The sequence below is a fragment of the Terrabacter sp. Root181 genome, assembly GCF_001428505.1.
Lineage (GTDB): Bacteria > Actinomycetota > Actinomycetes > Actinomycetales > Dermatophilaceae > Terrabacter.
The window spans coordinates 458,455-479,027 of sequence record NZ_LMHU01000007.1 but is presented as its reverse complement, the minus strand read 5'-3'; the positions used below and the strand labels follow the sequence as shown (position 1 = coordinate 479,027).

General features: G+C 71.8%; 19 protein-coding genes. 13 read left to right on the top strand and 6 right to left on the bottom strand.

From position 1 onward, the window contains the following. The 4 genes from ASD90_RS24400 to ASD90_RS16420 form a co-directional block, all read right to left on the bottom strand. Positions 1-183 (bottom strand): hypothetical protein (locus ASD90_RS24400; RefSeq protein WP_235506705.1); only part of this gene is annotated, 183 nt, incomplete at its 3' end. Between the two features lie 276 nt (positions 184-459). Next, a complete protein-coding gene (locus ASD90_RS16430) occupies positions 460-993 on the bottom strand; it encodes an NUDIX hydrolase family protein (RefSeq protein ID WP_056758857.1) in 534 nt (177 codons plus the stop codon). Between the two features lie 61 nt (positions 994-1,054). Next, on the bottom strand, positions 1,055-1,927 hold the full coding sequence (locus tag ASD90_RS16425) for a M28 family metallopeptidase (RefSeq protein ID WP_235506704.1): 873 nt from the start codon (positions 1,925-1,927) through the stop codon (positions 1,055-1,057). Between the two features lie 199 nt (positions 1,928-2,126). Then, complete coding sequence (locus ASD90_RS16420) at positions 2,127-3,497, bottom strand: FAD-binding oxidoreductase (protein WP_056758851.1); 1,371 nt, start codon at positions 3,495-3,497, stop codon at positions 2,127-2,129. Between the two features lie 274 nt (positions 3,498-3,771). Between ASD90_RS16420 and ileS the strand changes: the two genes are divergently transcribed. The 11 genes from ileS to ASD90_RS16365 are packed head-to-tail and all read left to right on the top strand — an operon-like array spanning position 3,772 to position 16,019. Beyond that, entirely contained in the window at positions 3,772-7,059 is a 3,288-nt protein-coding gene (gene ileS / locus ASD90_RS16415) for an isoleucine--tRNA ligase (protein ID WP_056759002.1), read from the top strand. Next, a complete protein-coding gene (locus ASD90_RS16410) occupies positions 7,056-7,664 on the top strand; it encodes a GNAT family N-acetyltransferase (RefSeq protein WP_056758849.1) in 609 nt (202 codons plus the stop codon). Before ileS ends, ASD90_RS16410 begins: the two co-directional genes overlap by 4 nt. Continuing rightward, positions 7,661-9,052 (top strand): folylpolyglutamate synthase/dihydrofolate synthase family protein, encoded by a 1,392-nt coding sequence (locus ASD90_RS16405; RefSeq protein ID WP_056758846.1) that lies wholly within the window; start codon positions 7,661-7,663, stop codon positions 9,050-9,052. The genes ASD90_RS16410 and ASD90_RS16405 overlap by 4 nt, the downstream gene beginning before the upstream one ends. 35 nt (positions 9,053-9,087) lie before the next feature. Then, positions 9,088-9,534 carry a hypothetical protein gene (locus tag ASD90_RS16400; RefSeq protein WP_056758842.1) on the top strand — a complete coding sequence of 149 codons (447 nt, stop codon included), beginning with the start codon at positions 9,088-9,090 and terminating at the stop codon, positions 9,532-9,534. A gap of 43 nt (positions 9,535-9,577) precedes the next feature. Beyond that, a complete protein-coding gene (locus ASD90_RS16395; protein WP_056758839.1) occupies positions 9,578-9,997 on the top strand; it encodes a DUF4233 domain-containing protein in 420 nt (139 codons plus the stop codon). After that, a complete protein-coding gene (gene ndk / locus ASD90_RS16390) occupies positions 9,994-10,422 on the top strand; it encodes a nucleoside-diphosphate kinase (RefSeq protein WP_056758835.1) in 429 nt (142 codons plus the stop codon). The genes ASD90_RS16395 and ndk overlap by 4 nt, the downstream gene beginning before the upstream one ends. 18 nt (positions 10,423-10,440) lie before the next feature. Continuing rightward, positions 10,441-11,475, top strand: coding sequence for a rod shape-determining protein (locus tag ASD90_RS16385; protein WP_056758833.1), 1,035 nt, complete (start codon positions 10,441-10,443; stop codon positions 11,473-11,475). A 4-nt stretch (positions 11,476-11,479) separates the two neighbouring features. After that, complete coding sequence (gene mreC / locus ASD90_RS16380) at positions 11,480-12,325, top strand: rod shape-determining protein MreC (RefSeq protein WP_056758830.1); 846 nt, start codon at positions 11,480-11,482, stop codon at positions 12,323-12,325. After that, entirely contained in the window at positions 12,322-12,822 is a 501-nt protein-coding gene (locus ASD90_RS16375) for a hypothetical protein (RefSeq protein WP_056758826.1), read from the top strand. Before mreC ends, ASD90_RS16375 begins: the two co-directional genes overlap by 4 nt. Continuing rightward, positions 12,819-14,828, top strand: coding sequence for a penicillin-binding protein 2 (mrdA, locus tag ASD90_RS16370; RefSeq protein ID WP_235506702.1), 2,010 nt, complete (start codon positions 12,819-12,821; stop codon positions 14,826-14,828). The genes ASD90_RS16375 and mrdA overlap by 4 nt, the downstream gene beginning before the upstream one ends. Before the next feature lie 54 nt (positions 14,829-14,882). Further along, positions 14,883-16,019: an aromatic acid exporter family protein gene (locus ASD90_RS16365; RefSeq protein WP_056758820.1), complete on the top strand. Its 1,137-nt coding sequence runs from the start codon at positions 14,883-14,885 to the stop codon at positions 16,017-16,019. Between the two features lie 80 nt (positions 16,020-16,099). Here the strand turns inward: ASD90_RS16365 and mctP are convergent, their stop codons facing one another. Further along, entirely contained in the window at positions 16,100-17,797 is a 1,698-nt protein-coding gene (gene mctP, locus ASD90_RS16360) for a monocarboxylate uptake permease MctP (RefSeq protein WP_056758818.1), read from the bottom strand. Next, positions 17,794-18,105: a DUF3311 domain-containing protein gene (locus ASD90_RS16355; RefSeq protein ID WP_200958640.1), complete on the bottom strand. Its 312-nt coding sequence runs from the start codon at positions 18,103-18,105 to the stop codon at positions 17,794-17,796. Before ASD90_RS16355 ends, mctP begins: the two co-directional genes overlap by 4 nt. Before the next feature lie 175 nt (positions 18,106-18,280). Between ASD90_RS16355 and lpdA the strand changes: the two genes are divergently transcribed. Together lpdA and ASD90_RS16345 are read left to right on the top strand one after the other, a co-directional pair. Continuing rightward, entirely contained in the window at positions 18,281-19,678 is a 1,398-nt protein-coding gene (lpdA, locus tag ASD90_RS16350) for a dihydrolipoyl dehydrogenase (RefSeq protein ID WP_056758999.1), read from the top strand. Between the two features lie 211 nt (positions 19,679-19,889). Continuing rightward, on the top strand, positions 19,890-20,492 hold the full coding sequence (locus tag ASD90_RS16345) for a hypothetical protein (RefSeq protein ID WP_157623208.1): 603 nt from the start codon (positions 19,890-19,892) through the stop codon (positions 20,490-20,492). Positions 20,493-20,573: the final 81 nt, after the last annotated feature.

Sequence of the window (20,573 nt, the reverse complement as noted above, 5' to 3'; positions counted from 1 at the left end):
CGCATTGCCGTCGAGCTCGATGAGGTTGAGCTCGTGAACCGCCTGGGCGGACGGGGCGAGGAAAAGCGCCCCGGAGAAAGCCAGAGCCGCGGACGCCACTATCACGGTGGCCTTGCGACGAGATGTGGTGATGCGTTGCCCGGAAGAGGGCTTCCCCCGAGACAGTAACCATGAAAGGTGCATGTGTGTCTCCATGTGCAGGTGTTGGCCCGGCCCCCTGTGCCGGATGGCGAGCGCCGACCGGCGGTGTGACTGCGGCTCGCGGGACTAGGCATCAACCACGAGAGGTCCGGTGTCACGACGTCGCCGCACAGGGTCGACCAACGCTCAACTTTTCACGGTATGCCTGTGTCAGGAGTCATACCCGAGATCGCCACAACCGGTCCGAAATGGTCGGGAAGTCCGGACCCAAGTCGTGAACTGTCTTGCGTTTCAGGCAATCCCGCGAATTAGCAGCCTTTAGACCGGGAAACCGACATGCGCCAGGGCCTGTCGGACGAGGACGCCGTGCGATCCGGGCATCTCGCCACGGGCTGCGAGCGACGCCGCCTCCTCGGGAGTCACCCACGACAGGTCGAGGGCGTCCTGCTGAGGCCGGCAGTCGCCCATGACGGCGACCACGAAGGCCAGTGACACCGCGTGCTGACGGGGGTCGTGGAAGGGCGTGACCCCGGGCGTCGGGAAGAACTCTGCGACCGTGAACGGCTGCGGCGACAGCGGGATCCGTGGCAGCGCCATCGGGCCGAGGTCGCTCTCGACGTGCCTCATCAGGGCGTCGCGGATGCGCTCGTGGTAGAGCACCCGACCGCCGACGACCTCCTGGCCGATGCCTCCGTCGCTGTCGGCGCGGAGCAGGAGCCCGACGTGGGTGACGACACCGCGGTCGTCGACGCGGACCGGGATCGCGTGGACGTAGAGGATGGGCAGTCGGTCACGGGCGTTGTCGAGGTCCTCGCGGCTCAGCCACGCACCCGTCGTGTCCACTTCGGTCATGACGTCATCCTGCCAAACGTCCGACCGGACCCCCGCCGCGGTCCACGCGCGGCGCGTCGGGTCACCGCGGCGAGCGGATCCAGGCCCACAGGACGGCCCCCGACCGCGTCAGCTGCCCCCGGTCGACGACCGAGGGCACGTCGCCCGCCGAGTGGTACGCGGCGTACGGCACGCTGCCGAGCCGGGCGGCCGGGATGCCCGCCCTGACGAACGACACGTGGTCGCTCGCCTTGTTGGTGCAGCCCCTGGTCGGCACCACCGGGGCGGCTGCGCGACGGACGGCGTCCGCGAGCGAGGAGTCGGCCCCGGCGACGTGGCACACCGGGACCGCCGCCGCCGCGACACCCACCCGGTCGAGGGCCACCATGCCGCGGACCGCTCGCCGCTCGGGCGCACCCAGCCCGGCGACGAAGTGTCGCGAGCCGAACGCATACAACGTGCCGTTGCCGCCCCGCGCCTCCTCGGCGCCGAACGCGACGAACCGGACGGGGAGTGCGCCCGGCTGCTGCCGGGTCATCCGGGCGACCTCGGCCATGACCATGAGCCCGGACGCGTCGTCCTCGGCCCCGGGCGACTGCGGCACGGTGTCGAGGTGCGCGCCGACGACGACGTGCGGCTTCGTCGGGTCGAAGCCGGGAGGGTCGGCGACGACGTCGACGCTGGTGCCGGCCGGGACCCGCACGCCCCACGAGATGCCGGCGGGCACGGCGAAGGTCTGGAGGGTGACGCGGTAGCCGGCGGCGCGCAGCCGACCCGCGACGTAGGCCGCGGCCCGCTCGCTCGCCGGGCTCGCCGCGTCGCGCGGCCCGATCGAAGCCAGAGCACGTATGCCGCCGAGCACCGTGTCGACGCCGAAGGGGTCCGCACGTGACGGGGGAGCAGGCGTCCCCGGAGCGCTCGCGGCCGGACGAGACGTCGAGGACGAGGAGGACACCGAGGCAGAGGAAGCCCGGGAGACCGGGGAGGCCGGCCCCGCTGAGTCACTGCCGGGAGCCGGCGGCCCGCTCGTGCACGCCGCCGCAAGCGCGACGGTCGCGAGGAGACCGGCCCTGCGGATGCCCATCACCCACGCTAACCCGGGAGTGCGGTGGATCACCGGCGCCAGGTGCCGGGGATCCACCGCACTCGAGGGGTCAACGGGGTGCGGCGGGAAAGACCTTGCCGGGGTTCATGATCCCGAGCGGGTCGAAGACGGCCTTGAGGCGGCGCTGCCGGTCGAGCTCCGCGTCGCCGAGCTCGAGGCCGAGCCACGGCACCTTGACCGAGCCGATGCCGTGCTCTCCGGTGATGGTGCCGTCGAGCGAGAGCCCGAGCCGGATGAGGTCGTCGAAGGCCTCCCACGCCCGGGCCAGGCTGTCGGGGTCGTCGTGGGAGTAGACGATCGACGGGTGGAGGTTGCCGTCGCCGCCGTGGCCGCTCACCGGGATGAGCACCGACCGGCGTTCGGAGATGGCCTCGATGCCGCGAACGAACTCCGCGAGACGGCCGATCGGCACGCACATGTCCTCGGCGAGACGCCCACCCATGGCCTCGAACGCGGTGCTCATGACCCGGCGCCCGGCGAGCAGGGCCTCGGACTCCTGCGCGTCGTCGGCGACCGCGACGTCGGTGGCGCCCGCGGACTCCAGCAGGGCGGCATACCTCGCGACGTCGTCGGCGACGTGGCCGGGGCGGTCGGACTGGACCAGCAGCACGGCGGCGCAGTCGTCGGGGAAGCCGAAGTCGCCGAAGGCCTGGATGGCCCGGACGCTCGTGCGGTCGATGATCTCGAGCAGGCACGGGCGGTGGGGGTCGCGACGCAGGGCGACGATCCCGGCGACCGCGGCGTCGAGCGAGTCGAAGACGGCGAGCGCCGTCAGGGCCGGGTCCGGGGCGGGCTCGAGCCGCACGACGGCCTCGGTGACGACGCCGAGCGTGCCCTCGGATCCGACGAAGAGGCCGGTCAGGTCGTAGCCGGCGACGCCCTTGGCGGTGCGGTGCCCCGTGCGCATGACCTCGCCACCCGGGAGCACGACCTGCAGGGCCTTGACCCAGTCGGACGTGACGCCGTACTTGACGCAGCACAGGCCGCCGGCGTTCGTGGCGATGTTGCCGCCGATGGTGCACGTCTCCCACGACGCGGGGTCGGGGCCGTAGAAGAGGCCGGCCGAGGCCGCCGCGCGCTTGAGGTCCGCGTTGACGACGCCGGGGCCGACGACGGCATACCCCTCGAGCTCGTTCACCTCGTGGACGGCGTCGAGCGCCTCGACGTTGAGCACGATGCAGTCCTCGGTGGCGACCGCACCGCCCGAGCGTGACGTGCGGGCCCCCTGGGGGACGACCGCCGTGCCGGTGGCCTGCGCGTGCTCGAGCACGGCCACGACGTCGCTCAGGTCGCGGGCCCGGACGACGGTGAAGTCGTCGGGCGGGGGAGCGAGGGCGACCGTCGCGTCGAGTGCGTACGACCGGCGCACGTCGGCGTCGGTGACCTCACGATGGGCGATCTGCTCGGGCAGGCTGGGCATGCTGACAGGCTAGACTGGTCGGCACAGGCGTCGGAGCCGTGTATCAGCGGCGAGCCTCCGGAAGAACCGGGTCACCCTCCTCGGCGGGTGACCCCTACTAGAACCGGACGGGTGGGCCCGTCACAGCCTTCGACAAGAGCGGCCGTATGCCGTCTGCCCGAGCGGGCGGGGACGTGCGGCAAGCGGGGTGGTACCGCGGCAGCCTCCGGCAGGAGACGTCGTCCTCGTGGCAGAGACGAGCGACCAACAGACGCGAACGCAGGAGACCACGAGCATGACCTATCCCAGGGTCACCACGAACGACGACGCCGGCCAGTCCACGACGGGCGGCGTCCCGTCCAACCCGCGCTTCCCCGAGATCGAGCAGCGGGTCCTCGAGTACTGGGACGAGGACGGCACGTTCATCGCGTCGGTCGAGGGCCGCGACGCGGGCACCGACGGCTCCAACGAGTTCGTCTTCTACGACGGCCCGCCCTTCGCCAACGGCCTGCCCCACTACGGCCACCTGCTGACCGGCTACGTCAAGGACATCGTCCCGCGCTACCAGACGATGCGCGGCAAGCGGGTCGAGCGCCGCTTCGGCTGGGACACCCACGGCCTGCCGGCCGAGCTCGAGGCGCAGCGCCAGCTCGGCCTCAAGACGAAACAGGACATCGTCGAGCTCGGCATCGACCGGTTCAACGACGCGTGCCGCAGCTCGGTGCTCAAGTACACCGGCGAGTGGCGCGACTACGTGACCCGACAGGCTCGCTGGGTCGACTTCGACCACGACTACAAGACGCTCGAGCCCTCCTACATGGAGTCGGTCATCTGGGCCTTCAAGCAGCTGCACGACAAGGGCCTCGTCTACGAGGGCTTCCGCGTGCTGCCCTACTGCTGGAACGACCAGACGCCGCTGTCCAACCACGAGCTGCGCATGGACGACGACGTCTACAAGATGCGCCAGGACCCCGCCGTCACCATCGGCCTGCGCCTCGAGACGGGCGAGCTCGCCCTCGTCTGGACGACGACGCCGTGGACCCTGCCGGCCAACCTCGGCATCATGGTCGGCCCCGACATCGACTACGTGGTCGTCGAGTCCGACGTGACGGGCACGACCGAGCGCTACGTCGTCGGCGCGGCCCGCCTCGCGGCCTACGCGAAGGACCTCTTCGGCGCCGACGTCGACCCGGCGACGCTCGACGAGCGCGTCGTCGAGCGGCTCACGGGCAGCGACCTGCTCGGCCGGTCGTTCACGCCGCCCTTCTCCTACTACGAGGGGCACGACCGAGCGCACCGCGTCTTCCCGGCCGACTTCGTCACCACCGAGGACGGCACCGGGCTCGTCCACACGGCCGGTGCCTTCGGCGAGGAGGACAAGATCGTCACCGACGCTGCCGGCATCGAGCCGGTCGTGCCCGTCGGGGCCGACGGCCGGTTCCTCTGGCCCGTCACCGACTACGAGGGCATGCACGTCTTCGACGCCAACGCCCACATCATCGACCACCTCAAGGCGGCGACCCGCGGCGAGGGCGAGACCGGCTCGGTCACGGCCGGCACGGTGCTGCTGCGCCGCGAGACCTACGACCACAGCTACCCGCACTGCTGGCGCTGTCGCGAGCCCCTCATCTACATGGCGGTCTCGTCGTGGTTCGTCGAGGTCACGAAGATCAAGGAGCGGATGCTCGAGCTCAACCAGGAGATCGAGTGGACGCCCTCGCACATCAAGGACGGCCAGTTCGGCAAGTGGCTGGCCAACGCCCGCGACTGGTCCATCTCGCGAAACCGCTTCTGGGGCAGCCCGATCCCCGTGTGGAAGTCCGACAACCCGGAGTTCCCGCGTCTCGACGTCTACGGCTCGTTCGAGGAGCTCAAGCGTGACTTCGGCGTCGCGGTCACCGACCTGCACCGGCCGTTCATCGACAGCCTGACGCGGCCGAACCCCGACGACCCGTCAGGACGCTCGACGATGCGCCGGGTCGAGGACGTCCTCGACGTCTGGTTCGACTCCGGCTCGATGAGCTTCGCCCAGGTGCACTACCCCTTCGAGAACGCCGACTGGTTCGAGCACCACTTCCCGGGCGACTTCATCGTCGAGTACATCGGCCAGACGCGCGGCTGGTTCTACACCCTGCACATCCTCGCCACGGCCCTCTTCGACCGGCCCGCCTTCAAGACGTGCGTCAGCCACGGCATCGTCCTGGGCTCCGACGGCCAGAAGATGAGCAAGTCGCTGCGCAACTACCCCGACGTCCGTGAGGTCTTCGACCGCGACGGCGCCGACGCGATGCGCTGGTTCCTCATGAGCAGCCCGATCCTGCGCGGCGGCAACCTCGTCGTCACCGAGCAGGGCATCCGCGACGGCGTACGCCAGGTGATGATCCCGCTGTGGAGCGCCTGGTCGTTCTTCTCGCTCTACGCCAACACGGCGCGCGGCGGCGAGGGCTACGAGGCGAAGCGCTCGACGACCTCGTCCGACGTGCTCGACCGCTACCTGCTCGCCAAGCTGCGCGAGTTCGTCGGCGACATGACCGAGCAGCTCGACGCCTATGAGATCGCCGCGGCATGCGACACGATGCGCGGGTTCCTCGACGTGCTGACCAACTGGTACATCCGCCGGTCCCGCGACCGCTTCTGGGGTGGCGAGAGCGACGAGTCGCTCGCGGCCTTCGACACCCTGTGGACCGCGCTCGAGACCGTCACGCGCGCCACGGCGCCCCTGCTGCCCCTCGTCACCGAGGAGATCTGGCGCGGCCTGACGGGCGAGCGCTCCGTGCACCTCGCCGACTACCCGACGATCCAGGACCTGCCGGCCGACCACGAGCTCGTCGTCGCCATGGACCGTGCCCGCGAGATCTGCTCGACCGGGTCGAGCCTGCGCAAGGCCCGGGGGCTGCGCGCCCGCCTGCCGCTGGCCGGGCTGACGGTGGTCGCTCCCGAGCCGGCGACCCTGGAGCCGTTCCGCACGATCATCCAGGACGAGCTCAACGTCAAGGCGCTGACCTTCGTCGACGTCGCGACCGCGAGCGAGTCCGACTTCGGCGTCAGCCAGCGACTGACCGTCAACGCCCGTGCCGCCGGACCGCGCCTCGGCAAGGACGTCCAGCACGCCATCAAGGGCAGCAAGTCCGGCGACTGGTCCGTCGACGCCGACGGCACGGTCACCTCGGGCGGGCTCGCACTCGTCGAGGGGGAGTACGCCCTCGAGACCGTCGTCGCCGGTGACGCCGATGCCGGCGCCACGGCCATGTTGCCGTCCGGCGGCTTCGTCGTGCTCGACACGACCGTGACCGCAGAGCTGGCCTCCGAGGGGCTGGCCCGAGACCTCGTCCGGGCCGTCCAGCAGGCCCGTCGCGACACCGGTCTGCACGTCAGCGACCGCATCAGCCTGACGGTCCAGGGCGGCGCGGAGGTCTTCGAGGCCACGGTGACCCACCGCGACCTCATCGTCGGGGAGACGCTCGCGACGCAGTTCGCGGCCGCCGGTCCCGAGCACGCGCTGCCCGACGGACTGCCGGGCACACCGACCGACGTCGTCGTCGGCGACAACCACCCGGCGACGATCCTCGTGGTCAAGCGATGATCGCCGCGAACCGCGAGGACGAGCTGGAGGGCGCCGACGTGAGCACGACCCCCGACCCCGACGTGACCGACCACGAGACCCGCGCGGACGCGGACGCGGGAGCGACCGACGGTGTCGTCGTCCGCGGCGCCGTCGGCGACGACCTGGGCGGCGTGCTGTCCGTCGGGCACCGCACGTGGCTCGCGACCTACGAGCCCATCGCCGGACCGGAGTACGTCGCCATGGGTCTCGCCAAGTGGTGGACCAGCGACGTCGTCACCGACTCGATCCGCAAGGGCCGCACCCTCGTCGCCGTGAAGGGCGACGACGTCGTCGGGGTGGCGACGTTCGGGCCGCGGGACGAGTCGTTCGTGCTCTGGAAGCTCTACGTCCTGCCCGGGCACCACGGCCACGGGATCGGCTCTCGCCTGATGGAGGCCGTCGTCGCGCGGGCGGTCGAGGGCGAGCACCAGCGCATCACGCTGTCCTACCTCGAGGGCAACCAGCAGGCGGCGCGCTTCTACGCGAAGCACGGCTTCGTCGAGACGCACCGCGAGGCACCGGGGTCGGGCCTGCCCGAGAGCGTGTGGATGGTCCGCGAGCTCGACGCGGGGGAGCCGGCATGAACGGCCGCCCGGACGCCGCCGCCCTCGAGGCAGCGCGCAACCTCGAGGAGATGAAGCGGATGCGCGAGATCGAGGAGGAGATCCTCGCCCGCGCGCCCGAGAACGACATCGGCCCGTCGCTCGACCGCATCCGTGCCGTCATGGAGCTCGCGGGCGACCCGCAGCGGACCTACCCGTCGATCCACCTCACCGGCACGAACGGCAAGACGTCGACGAGCCGCATGGTCGACTCGATCCTGCGCGAGACGGGGCTGTCGACGGGGCGCTTCTCGTCCCCGCACCTCCACGACATCCGTGAGCGGATCACCTTGTCGGGCAAGCCGATCCCGCGCGAGAAGTTCATCGCGGCCTACGACGAGGTCTCGCCCCTCATCGAGCTCGTCGACGCCCGCTCGCTCGAGTCGGGTGGGCGCCGCATGAACTTCTTCGAGGTGCTCGTGGCCCTCGCCTACGCCGCGTTCGCGGACGCCCCCGTCGACGTCGCGATCATCGAGGTCGGTCTCGGCGGCTCGTGGGACGCCACCAACGTCATCGACGCGCAGGTCGCCGTCATCACCCCCGTCGACCTCGACCACACCCATCTGCTCGGTGACGACGTCGTCACCATCGCCGAGGAGAAGAGCGGCATCATCAAGGCCGACTCCGTCACCGTCTCCGGCGTCCAGGACGAGGACGTCGCCCGCGTTCTCATCGACCGCGTCGAGGAGGTCGGCGGAGCGCGAATCGTCTTCGAGGGCAACGACTTCGGCGTCCTCGCCCGAGAGGTCGCCATCGGTGGCCAGCAGGTCTCCCTCCGCGGCCTCGCGGGGGAGTACGCCGACCTCTTCCTCCCGCTCCACGGCGCGCACCAGGCGAGCAACCTCGCCACGGCCGTCGCGGCCGTCGAGTCCTTCCTCGGCGGCGGCGAGCAGCGCATCGAGCCCGAGGTGCTGACCGCGGCGGTCGCGGCGATGACCTCGCCGGGACGCCTCGAGATCGTCCGGCGCTCGCCGACCGTCCTCGTCGACGCCGCCCACAACCCCCACGGCGCCCGGTCCCTCGTGGCCGCCCTCGGCGAGGCGTTCGCCTTCACCCGACTCGTCGGGCTCGTCGGCATCGTGGCCGACAAGGACGCCGCCGGGATTCTCGAGGTGCTCGAGCCCGCGCTGGACCACATCGTCGTCACCCGCAGCTCGTCGCCGCGCGCGATGCGGCCCGAGTCGCTGGGCGCGCTCGCCGTGGAGCTCTTCGGCGAGTCCCGGGTGACGGTGGTCCGCGACCTGCCCGACGCGCTCGAGCAGGCCGTGACGATCGCGGAGGCCGACGGCATGGGCGGTGGCGTCGTCGCCACCGGCTCGGTCATCACCGCGGGCGAGGTGCGGATGCTCCTCGGCCACACCGACCTCTGACCCGACCGCCCTCGACCCCGACCTAGGCTGGCCCCATGCACCCCCTGGTGAAGCTCGTCCTCATCGTCATCATCATCGTCGTGGCCGTCGTCGTGTGGGGACGGGTCATGGGACGCAAGGACCCCGACCGCGAGCTCGTCGGCCTCACCGACGCGGTGCGGGCCAGGGTCAGCCGGGAGATCAGCGCCGGGCACAAGATCAACGCCATCAAGATCTACCGCGAGGCGACGGGGGCACCCCTCGCCGACGCCAAGCGGGCCGTCGACAGCTGGTTCGTCCCCGGCCAGGGGCCGGGCGTCCGCGACGCGGCGGCCTCCTACACCGACGGCCGGCTCACCGACGAGGCCCGGTCGCGCATCAGCGAGCTGATCCTCGCCGGACGGCGCGAGGACGCGATGAGCCTCTACGCCGAGGCGACGGGGGCGAGCGGCGCCGAGGCCCAGGCCATCATCCGCACCTGGGACACGACCCAGAACTACTGAGCCCACCTGCCACGAGACCCACACCGAGGCGAGACCCACTCCGATGCGTTCGATCATCTTCTACGGCCAGACCGGCAAGTTCACCTTCCGCATGCTCGCGACGGTGCTCGGTGGTCAGTCCATCTGCATCCTGCTCGGGGCGCTCGTGGCCCGGGCGATCGCGGCGACGGACGAGGGGAGCGGGTCGGGCACGGCATACCTCGTCGTCGGCGTCGGGCTGGGCGTCCTCTGCATCGTCGCGGCGGGGCTCATGCGCCGGCCGTGGGGCGTGACGCTGGGCTGGGTCGTGCAGGCACTCACGCTCCTCAGCGCGCTCGTCGTGCCGATGATGCTCATCGTGGGTCTCTTCTTCCTCGCCCTCTGGATCACCTGCCTCGTCAAGGGGACTCAGGTCGATGCCGTGGTCGCCCGTCGCGAAGCGGCCGCAGCCGACGGCGACGCGGCCGATAGGGTGGACGGGTGACCACCGAACGTTCCCTCGTCCTCGTCAAGCCCGACGGTTTCCAGCGCGGCCTCACCGGTGAGGTGCTGCGTCGCATCGAGGGGAAGGGCTACGTCCTGGTCGCCCTCTCCGTGCTGACGCCCACCCGTGAGCAGCTCTCCGCGCACTATGCAGAGCACGAGGGCAAGCCCTTCTACGAGCCGCTCGTCGAGTTCATGAGCTCCGGGCCGGTCGCGGCAGTCGTCATCGAGGGCCAGGACAGCGTCAAGGGCTTCCGCAGCCTAGCCGGCGCCACCAACCCCACCGACGCCGCCCCGGGCACGATCCGCGGCGACCTCGGGCGCGACTGGGGCACCAAGGTCCAGCAGAACATCGTGCACGGCTCCGACTCCCACGAGTCCGCCACACGCGAGATCGGCATCTGGTTCCCCGATCTCGAGGCCTGATCGGGGCACAATCGCGGCATGACCTCCCGACCGCGGCTGCGCCCCCTCGGGCGTGACCTCGCGATCGACCTCGGCACCGCCAACACCCTGATCCACGTCCGTGGGCGCGGGGTCGTCGTCGAGGAGCCGTCGGTCGTGGCCGTGGAGGTCGGCACCGGCCGGCTCGTCGCGGCCGGCAGCCGGGCCAAGGAGATGCTCGGCCGGGCGCCGGGCACCATCCGGGCGGTCCGACCGCTGCGTGACGGTGTCGTCTCCGACGCCGACGAGGCCGAGCGCATGCTGCGGTGGTTCATCGACCAGGTGCGCACCTCTCGGCTCGTCCGCCCGCGCATGGTGCTCTGCGTGCCGAGTGAGGTCACCGGCGTCGAGCGCCGGGCCCTCGAGGACGCCGCGACCCGGTGCGGCGCGCGGCGGGTCTACATGATCGAGGAGCCGATGGCGGCCGCCATCGGCGCCGGACTGCCCGTCTACGAGACCGCCGCGAGCATGGTCGTCGACATCGGCGGTGGCACGACGGACGTCGCCGTCATCAGCCTCGGCGGCATCGTCACCTCCAGCTCGCTGCGCATCGCCGGCGACGAGATCGACGAGGCCCTCATCGGCTACGTCAAGAGCGAGTACTCCCTCCTGCTCGGTGAGCGCAGCGCCGAGGACATCAAGGTCGCGGTCGGCTCGGTGTTCCCCCTGCGTGAGGAGCTGACGACCCGGCTGCGCGGGCGCGACCTCGTGACCGGGCTGCCCAAGACCGTCCAGGTGAGCTCGGTCGAGGTGCGCCGGGCGATCGAGACACCGGTGCTCCAGATCATCGAGCTCGTCCGCGCCACGCTCGACGTGTGTCCGCCCGAGCTCGCCGGGGACATCCTCGACCGCGGCATCACGCTGACCGGCGGCGGAGCCCTGCTGCGCGGCCTCGACGAGCGGATGCGCCACGAGCTCGGCGTGCCGGTCCAGGTCGCCGAGGACCCGCTGCGCGCCGTGGCGCGTGGGGCCGGCCGTTGCGTCGACGACTTCGCCAGCCTCGAGCGCGTCCTCGTCGGGGACCACCGCCTCTAGTCGCATGCAGCCCACCGTCCGCCGCTGCCTCCTCGTCGTCCTGGCCTCGCTCACCCTCGCGCTCCTCGTCGCCGACCTCGCCGGCTGGTCCGTCGCCGACGGGGTGCGCCGGGCCGGCGGGTTCGTGCTCGGACCCGTGCAGCGGGCCCTCGCCGGGGTGCCGCGAGACGATCTCGCCGCGGTCGAGAGCGAGAACGTCCGACTGCGCGCCGTGGCGGCCGAGCAGCAGCACCGTCTCGACGAGCTCGACCGGCTCGACGAGCTCCTCGGCTCGAGTGCCACGACGGGCCGCACCCTCGTGCCCGCCCGCGTCGTCGCCACCGACCTCAGCGCGCTCGGCGTCCGGAGCGTGACGATCGACGTCGGCTCCCGGGACGGGATCCGCACCGACTCGACGGTCGTCGCGGCCGACGGTCTCGTGGGCCGCGTCGTGGCCGTGTCGCCGTGGACGAGCGACGTCCAGGTGCTCGGCGGCGCAGGCTCGGTCGTGGCGGTGCGCGTCGGCCCCGCCGGCACGCTCGGCACCGTGTCGGCGCCGGCTGCGGGCGACGCCGAGCCCCGTCCTCGTGGCTCGCTCCGCCTGGCCGGCATCGCACCGTCGACCCCCGTCGTGGGCGACGTCGTGCGCACCCTCGGCAGCGTCGACGAGACGCCGTATGCCGCCGGGATCGTCGTCGGCACCGTGACCGCCGTCGACCCCGACCGGGGCCAGCTGACGCGCAGCGCGACCGTGCGCCCCGCCGTCGACCCCGACGCGATCGACGTCGTCGCAGTCCTCGTGCCCACCGCTCGCTCCACCCCGAGACCGGCTGCCCCTGCCGCGCGCACGACGGCGGGGGGCGGACGATGAGGCCGACGCTGCTGGGAGTGCTGCGGACGGCATACGTCCTCGTCGCGGCCCTCCTCGTGGCCACCCTGCTGCCGCGGCTCGGCGCCCAGCCGCGCTGGGTGCCGGACCTCGTCCTCGTCGCGGTCGTGGCCACTGCCGTGCTCCGAGGGCCGGTCCACGGCGCCCTCGTGGGGCTGCTCGCCGGCTGGGTGGTCGAGCTCGTCCCACCCGTCGGCAGCCCGCTCGGCCTGACCCCGCTCGTCATGATGGTCGCGGGGCTCGTGGCCGGCTCCTTCCGTCGCACGTCGTCGCGCTCGCGGCTGCGCGCCCCGGCGGCGTTGCTCGCGGCGGCGGGCGTCCTGCTCGTCGGTCGACTCGGCTCGGCGGTGCTCGCCGAGGGGAGCGTCGAGGTCGCCGACGGGCTGTGGCGCCTGGTGGCGACGGTGGCCGCCGGGGCCCTCGTGCTGCCGGCCTTCCTCGCCCTCGACCGGGCCCTCGTACGCCGGAGGCTCGGGTGAGCACCCGGCCTCGACGGCGCAGGGTCGGGGTGGCCGGGGTGGTGCTCGTGCTGCTCGTCACGCTCTTCGGGCTGCTCGTGGGCCGGCTGGGGCAGCTCCAGCTCGTCCAGGGTCCCGATCTCGCTCGCGCCGCCGTCACGGTCAACACCCGGACCGTGACCGAGCACGCCCTGCGCGGCCGCGTCCTCGACCGCACCGGGGCGCCCTTCGTCGACAGCTCGTTCGACACCGTCGTCACCGTCGAGCGCTCGGTGCTCGTGGGGTCCGACGACGGTGGCCGCGACCTCGTGACGCGAGTCGCCAGCGCCCTCGGGCTGCCCTTCGAGCAGCTCTGGGGCAAGACGATGCTGTGCGGGACCTCCGGCGCGCCTCCGGCTCCGGCGTGCTTCAACGGTTCGCCCTTCGTCCCGATCCCCGTCGCGGCCGGCGTCGACGCGCGTCGGGCGCTGACCCTGCTGGAGCAGCCGGAGAAGTTCCCCGGCGTCGGCGTCACCACCGAGCCCGTTCGCGCCTACCCCCGCCCCCACGGAGCCCTCGCCGCCCACCTGCTCGGCTGGGTCGCGCGGGCCGGCGCCGACGACGTGAGCGAGAGCCGGGGGAGCATCGACGCCGAGGACGTGGTCGGGCGCTCGGGGCTCGAGGCACAGTACGACCGGGTGCTGCGCGGGACGAACGGGAGCACGGTCGTCACCATCGACCCGCGGGGGATCGTCACCGACACCGTGGGCTCGACCCCTCCGGTGGCCGGTCGTGACCTCGTGACCCACCTCGACGCCCGGCTCCAGGCCCGCACCGAGGCCGCCCTCGTGCGGGCCGTCGCGTCGGCACGAGCCCAGAAGCTCCGCGCCGACACCGGGGCCGCGGTCGTCCTCGACGTGACGAACGGTGCCGTGGTGGCGGCCGCCAGCTACCCGTCCTACGACCCGTCCGCCTTCTCCGGTGGCATCAGCCGAGCCGACCTCGCGCGCCTCACCGACGAGCGGGGCGGCACGCCGCTGCGCTCACGGCTGACGGCCGAGACCTTCCCACCGGCCTCGACGTTCAAGGTCATCTCGGTGCCCGCCGCCGTCAACGCCGGTGCGCGGCTCGACGGCACCTACGACTGCTCGCCCGCCGTCTCCGTCGGAGGGCGTGTCTTCAACAACTTCGAGTCCCGCGGCTACGGCCCGATCGACCTCCACCGGGCGCTCGTCGTCTCGTGCGACACCGTCTTCTACCGCCTCGCGTATGCCGCGTGGCTGGAGCAGGGCGGCCTCGCCGCGCCGGTGACCGTCGCGGACCCGTTCGTGTCGATGGCGAGGTCGTTCGGGCTCGGGCGGCGCACCGGGGTCGACCTGCCCGGCGAGGCAGCGGGCCGCGTCCCCGACCGGGCCTGGAAGGAGCAGTACTGGCTCGCCACCAAGGACGAGACGTGCCGGCGGGCGAGCACGGGCTACCCCGAGGTCGCGCGCACCGACAAGGCGCGGGCCGCCTACCTCGGGCGGCTCGCCGCCGAGAACTGCAGCGCCGGCTACCAGTACCGCGCGGGCGACGCCGTGAACTTCTCCATCGGCCAGGGCGACACGGCCGTGACGATCCTCCAGATGGCCGGCGTCTACGCGGCGATCGCCAACGGCGGCACGCTGTGGCAGCCGCAGGTCGCGGCCGCCTACCGGACGCCCGGCGGGGAGACGACCGCGGTCGCGCCGAAGCGGGTCGCCACCGTGCCCCTGAGACGTGACGTGCTGGCATACGTCCGCTCCGCGCTGGCGGACGTGACGCGTCCCGGCGGGTCGGCGGGCACGGCGTTCACGGGCTTCCCCCAGGACCGCTACCCGCTCGCGGGCAAGACGGGGACGGGTGAGGTCTTCGGCAAGCAGGCCACCGCCTGGTTCGCGGGCTACGGCCCGACGACGAAGCCGAGGTATGCCGTCGTGGTCGTCGTCGGGCAGGGCGGCTCGGGCTCGAAGGTCGCGGCCCCTGCCGTGCGGCAGATCTTCGATGCGATCCTTGCCCTGGGGCTCTAGCCCCGCACGACCGCTCGCGGCACCCGCTGCGGGAACCGACCGAGAGGCGCCTTCGTGGACGACTACCTGAGGAGCGACGCCCCGGTCGTCGAGGCGCTCGACCGCGCCTGGGACCGGAGCCGGCTCAGCGTGCGCACCCGTCTCGAACGGCTGCGCTCGCGCATCTTCCTCCTCGTCCAGTGCGCCGTCTCCGCGGGAGTCGCCTGGTGGCTCGCGACCGACGTCTTCGGCCACGCCTCGCCCTTCTTCGCGCCCATCGTCGCGGTGGTCTGCCTCGGCATGTCCTACGGCCAGCGGCTGCGCCGGGTCTTCGAGGTCGCCATCGGCGTCGCCGTCGGGGTCTTCACGGCCGACGTCTTCGTCCACGTCGCCGGGAGCGGCCCGTGGCAGATCGCCGCCGTGGTCCTCGTGTCGATGGCGATCGCGACCCTGCTGGACGGCGGGCCGGTCATCGTCACCCAGTCGGCCGTGCAGGGCATCGTCATCGCGGCCCTCGTCGCGAGCCCGGGCCAGGCCTTCGGCCGGTGGACCGACGCCCTCATCGGCGGCGGGATCGCCCTCGTCGCAGCGACGGTCGTGCCGCAGGCGCCGCTGCGTCGGCCCCGGGTCGCCGCCGCCGAGGCCGTGCGCAAGATCGGTGAGCTGCTCCGGCGGGCGGCGGCCAGCGCGCACGACGGCGACGTCGAGGGCGCGGCCGAGGTGCTCGCGTCGGCGCGCGGCACGGAGTCGCTGCTCCGCGAGCTGCGGCAGGCGGCCGACGAGGGGCTCTCGGTCATCACGTCGTCGCCCTTCAAGCGGCAGCACGCGGCCGGGGTGCGCAAGATGGTCGACCTCGTCGAGCCCCTCGACCGCGCGATGCGCAGCACCCGCGTGCTCGTCCGTCGGGTCACGGTCGCGGTCGGCCGCGGCGAGCCGCTGCCGCCCGGCTACGAGACGCTGCTGCTCGAGCTCGCGTCGGCGACGGACGTCATCGGGCGCGCCCTGTCGGAGAACGCCTCTCCCGAGATCGGTCGCTCCGCGGTGCTCGCCGTCGCCGCGGCGACGGGGGAGGTGCCCCGCACGTCGAGTCTCGCGACGGAGACCGTGCTGGCACAGGTGCGCTCGACCGTCGTCGACCTGCTCCAGGTCACCGGCCTCGACGTCGACGAGGCCATCGCCGCCCTCCCACCCGAGCGCCCCCGCGACCCCTGACACACGCCGGTGGGGAGTCGGGACGCGCGCAGGGCCGGGTCCTGGCGGACCCGGCCCTGCGGCACACGTGCTCGGACGCGTCAGGCGGACGGCGTCAGCTCGTGCGGACCGACGGCCAGCTTCTCGACGCGCGGGTCACCGGCGTCGGCGAAGAAGTCGGCCGGGATCGTCTCGTCCTTGCCCTCCGGCGCCTTGGCGACACGGAGCACGAGGGTGAGGATCGCGGCGACGACGACGTTGAAGGCGAACGCAGTGACCGCGATGTAGCCGAGCTGCCCGATGAGCGGCATGTTCGCGACCGAGCCCGCGAACGGGGCCCCCGTGGCCTTGTTGGTCACGTTGTACGCGGCGAGCGTGCCGTAGACCATGCCGACCGCCCAGCCCGCGAGCAGCGCCCAGCGGTGGAACCACCGCGTGTAGAGGTAGAACACCAGGGCCGGGAACGTCTGGAGGATCCAGATGCCGCCGAGGAGCTGGAAGTTGATCGCGTTGCTCTTGTCGAGGGTGAGCACGAAGATCAGCGCGAACGCCTTGACGACGAGCGAGGTGAGCTTGCTGACCTTCGCCTCCTGCTGCACGGTCGCGTCGGGCTTGATCCACGCCTTGTAGATGTTGCGCGTGAACGTGTTGGCCGCCGCGATCGACATGATCGCTGCCGGCACGAGGGCGCCGATGGCGATGGCCGCGAAGGCCACGCCCGCGAACCACGAGGGGAACATGTCCTCGAAGAGCTGGGGGATGACCAGCTGTCCGTTGACCTTGCCGTCGAGGCCGACCGGCTTGGTGCCCGCCGCGATGGCCACCCAGCCGAGCAGGGCCAGCAGGCCGAGCAGGAAGGAGTAGGCCGGCAGGATCGAGGCGTTCTTGCGGATCGTGTTGCGGCTCTTGGCCGACAGCGTCGCCGTGACCGAGTGCGGGTACATGAACAACGCCAGGGCCGAGCCGAGGGCGAGCGTCGCGTAGGCCCAGTACGCCTTGGGTCCCGGGATGAAGACGTTCGGGTTGCCGGTCGCCGGGTTGGTCGTCGTCGTCATCTTCTCCTTCGCCGAGTCGAACACGTGGCCCCAGCCGCCGACCTTGGACGGCAGGTAGATGACCGCGACGATGATGACGAGGTAGATGAGGATGTCCTTGACGAAGGCGATGATCGCCGGTGCCCTCAGACCCGAGGTGTAGGTGTAGAGCGCGAGCACGAGGAAGGCGATGAAGAGCGGCAGGTCCTTGGCGACCCAGTTGGTGCTGCTGCCGACGCCGGCGACCTCGAGGACGGCCTGGATGCCGACGAGCTGGAGGGCGATGTAGGGCATCGTCGCGAGGAAGCCGGTGACGGCGACCGCGAGGGACAGGACCCGGGACCCGGAGCGACCCTGGACGAAGTCGGCCGGCGTCACGTAGCCGTGGCGGTGCGAGACCGACCAGAGCCGCGACATGAACACGAAGATGATCGGGTAGAGGATGATCGTGTACGGGACGGCGAAGAACCCGTTGACGGCACCGAAGGCCCACATCGCCGCGGGCACCGCGACGAAGGTGTAGGCCGTGTAGAGGTCCCCGCCGAGCAGGAACCACGTGATCCACGTGCCGAACGAGCGGCCGCCGAGTCCCCACTCCTCGAGACTCTCCATGCTCTCCGGGCGACGCCAGCGGGCGGCCCAGAAGCCCGCCCCGGCGACGATGACGAAGAAGAAGATGAGGACGGTGAGCGCGACGCCGTTGACGCCGCCGGTGTCGGCGGCGGGAGCGATGGCGGGGGCGATGGCGGGGGCGATGGCGGTCATCGGGTGCCTTCCTCTCGGGTGTCGCCGAAGGAGTCGTCGTCGAAGGCGTCACCCTCGGGGTTCATCGGCACGTGGGGACGTGCCTTGAGCACGATCCGGTAGGCGGTGTAGGTCAGCGCCGAGCAGAGGACCACCCAGAGGAACTGGTACCAGATGAAGAAGGGGAAGCCGCCGAGACGGGGCTCGTCCTTCGCGTAGGTGCCGACGAGGAGCAGGGCGACGATGGGGATGGCGAGGAGCACGACGGCGAGGGCCAGCAGGCCCTTGTTCGCCGGTGGCGCCTCGTGACGGTGCGGAGTGGTGCTCACGCGAGTGACCTCCGTTGGTCGGGCCGGACGGGTGCGGCCGTGCGTCGCGGAAACTTACTCTCGCCACGGTCCGCCATGTGCTCTGCGACACAGTCAATTGCGCAATTCTGTGCAGATCGTGATGTGCGGGTGGACGCCGTCTCGGAGGGCTCTCGCTCACGGATAGGCTGTGGCCATGGCTGATTTCGATGTCGTTGTGCTCGGTGCCGGTCCTGGTGGCTACGTCGCGGCGATCCGCGCGTCGCAGCTCGGCAAGAAGGTCGCCGTGGTGGAGAAGCAGTACTGGGGCGGCGTCTGCCTCAACGTCGGCTGCATCCCGAGCAAGGCCCTGCTCAAGAACGCCGAGCTCGCGCACACCCTGACGCACGAGAAGAAGAAGTACGGCATCGAGGGCGACGCCACGATGAGCTTCGGCCCGACGCACGCGCGCAGTCGCCAGGTGTCGGCCGGCATCGTCAAGGGCGTCCACTTCCTCATGAGGAAGAACAAGATCGAGGAGATCGACGGCTGGGGCACCCTGACCTCGGCGTCGTCCATGGACGTGGCCCTCAACGACGGGTCGTCCCGCTCGATCACGTTCGACAACCTCATCCTCGCGACCGGCTCCGTGACGCGGATGATCCCGGGCGTCGAGGTCAGCGCGAACGTCGTCACCTACGAGGAGCAGATCCTCGACCCCGAGCTTCCCGGCTCGATCATCATCGCCGGATCCGGCGCCATCGGCGTCGAGTTCGCCTACGTCATGAAGAACTTCGGCGTCGACGTGACGATCGTCGAGTTCCTCGACCGCATGGTGCCCACCGAGGACGCCGACGTGTCCAAGGAGCTGCTCAAGCAGTACAAGAAGCTCGGCGTCAACGTCCTGCTCGGCACCAAGGTCGAGTCCGTCGAGGACACCGGCTCGGGCGTCAAGGTCACGGTCAGCCCGGCGGCCGGCGGTGACCAGCAGGTCCTCGAGGCCGACCGCCTCCTGTCGGCCATCGGTTTCGCGCCCCGCACCGAGGGCTTCGGCCTCGAGTCGACCGGTGTCGAGCTCACCGACCGCGGTGCGATCGCCATCGACGAGTACGGCCGCACCAACGTCCCCAACGTCTACGCGATCGGCGACGTCACGGCCAAGCTGATGCTCGCCCACGTCGCCGAAGCCATGGGCATCGTGGCCGCCGAGACGATCGCCGGCGTCGAGACGATGGCCGTCGACTTCCGTTTCATCCCGCGGGCGACCTTCTGCCAGCCGCAGATCGGCTCGATGGGTCTCTCGGAGGAGCAGGCCAGGGAGGCCGGCCACGACGTCAAGACGGCGACATTCCCGTTCTCGGCCAACGGCAAGGCCATGGGCCTCGGCGACACGGTCGGCTTCGTCAAGGTCATCGCCGACGCGGAGCACAACGAGATCCTCGGCGCGGCGCTCATCGGGCCCGACGTCACCGAGCTGCTCCCGGTCCTCAACCTGGCGCAGACGTGGGACCTCACGGCCGACGAGGTGTCGCGCACCGTCTTCGCGCACCCGACGCTCGGCGAGGCCGTCAAGGAGGCCGTCCACGGCATCGCCGGCCACATGATCAACTTCTGAGCACCACCGGAGAGGCGTGCGAATGCCGTCCGGCCGGCTCACGAGGGCACTCCCGTTCGTCGGGGGTGCCTTCGTGCTGTGTCTGGGGTTCGCCGCGTGCACGGCGGATCAGCCCACGGCGCAAGGGAGCTCAGCACGTGCGTGGCTCGGCACCCCACCGGGGACCCGGCCGGGTGCATCAGCGGGGGTGACGCCGACCCTCGCTGACGGCATGACCACGGTCCCGGAGGACGCTGCCTGCGCCGCGGAGACCGACCTCGGTGACCGACCCCCGGTGCGGGCGACGGACCTGTGGGCGGGTGCCTCGGCGACCGGTGGCCGGGCGACCGAGGTGCGCGCCCGCCCGGGTGTGCCCTGCCGGGAGGTCCCAGCGCCGGTCCCGGACTGCAGCCTGCCGGTCTTCGGGTGGTCGAGCTCGACGAACGAGGAGCTGCTCGGGTGGACCGGGGCGGACCGTGTGGTGTCCGGCCTCGCCGGGGCCCGGGTGGCGGCGGCCTCGGATCCGGGCCAGGGCTCGCTCGTCGTCGACTACGTGCAGCTGCGCTTCCGCCGCGGGGACCCGCGCCTCGCCGGGACCCGCACGCACCTGGAGGACGCGATGCGGCGGTGCGGCGGTGGGCGACCGGGCGCTCTCGGGGGTGTCAGGGGCTTCGTCGCCACGCAGGACAGCCTGACCGGCGCCGACTCCGTCCGCACCGTGCTCGTCTCGGACGCGGACCACCTCGTCTGGCTGGCCCTCGACGGTGGCCCCTGGTCGTCCACGAGCACCGAGCGGGCGGTCCGGCGCACCCTCGAACAGCTGGGCGCCTACTGACGGCGGGGGACGGCGTCCGGGCGTCGGGCGCGGCCGGCCCGCACCCGGCATACGGCATGCGACCCGAGGCGGACGGCAAGA

Coding starts and splice junctions, on each gene's coding strand:
- ASD90_RS16430 (WP_056758857.1), bottom strand. CDS start 993: ATGACCGAAGTGGACACGACGGGTGCGTGGCTGAGCCGCGAGGACCTC.
- ASD90_RS16400 (WP_056758842.1), top strand. CDS start 9,088: ATGCACCCCCTGGTGAAGCTCGTCCTCATCGTCATCATCATCGTCGTG.
- ileS (WP_056759002.1), top strand. CDS start 3,772: ATGACCTATCCCAGGGTCACCACGAACGACGACGCCGGCCAGTCCACG.
- ASD90_RS16345 (WP_157623208.1), top strand. CDS start 19,890: ATGACCACGGTCCCGGAGGACGCTGCCTGCGCCGCGGAGACCGACCTC.
- mreC (WP_056758830.1), top strand. CDS start 11,480: ATGCAGCCCACCGTCCGCCGCTGCCTCCTCGTCGTCCTGGCCTCGCTC.
- lpdA (WP_056758999.1), top strand. CDS start 18,281: ATGGCTGATTTCGATGTCGTTGTGCTCGGTGCCGGTCCTGGTGGCTAC.
- ASD90_RS16420 (WP_056758851.1), bottom strand. CDS start 3,497: ATGCCCAGCCTGCCCGAGCAGATCGCCCATCGTGAGGTCACCGACGCC.
- ASD90_RS16395 (WP_056758839.1), top strand. CDS start 9,578: ATGCGTTCGATCATCTTCTACGGCCAGACCGGCAAGTTCACCTTCCGC.
- ASD90_RS16410 (WP_056758849.1), top strand. CDS start 7,056: ATGATCGCCGCGAACCGCGAGGACGAGCTGGAGGGCGCCGACGTGAGC.
- mctP (WP_056758818.1), bottom strand. CDS start 17,797: ATGACCGCCATCGCCCCCGCCATCGCCCCCGCCATCGCTCCCGCCGCC.
- ASD90_RS16385 (WP_056758833.1), top strand. CDS start 10,441: ATGACCTCCCGACCGCGGCTGCGCCCCCTCGGGCGTGACCTCGCGATC.
- ASD90_RS16375 (WP_056758826.1), top strand. CDS start 12,322: ATGAGGCCGACGCTGCTGGGAGTGCTGCGGACGGCATACGTCCTCGTC.
- ASD90_RS16405 (WP_056758846.1), top strand. CDS start 7,661: ATGAACGGCCGCCCGGACGCCGCCGCCCTCGAGGCAGCGCGCAACCTC.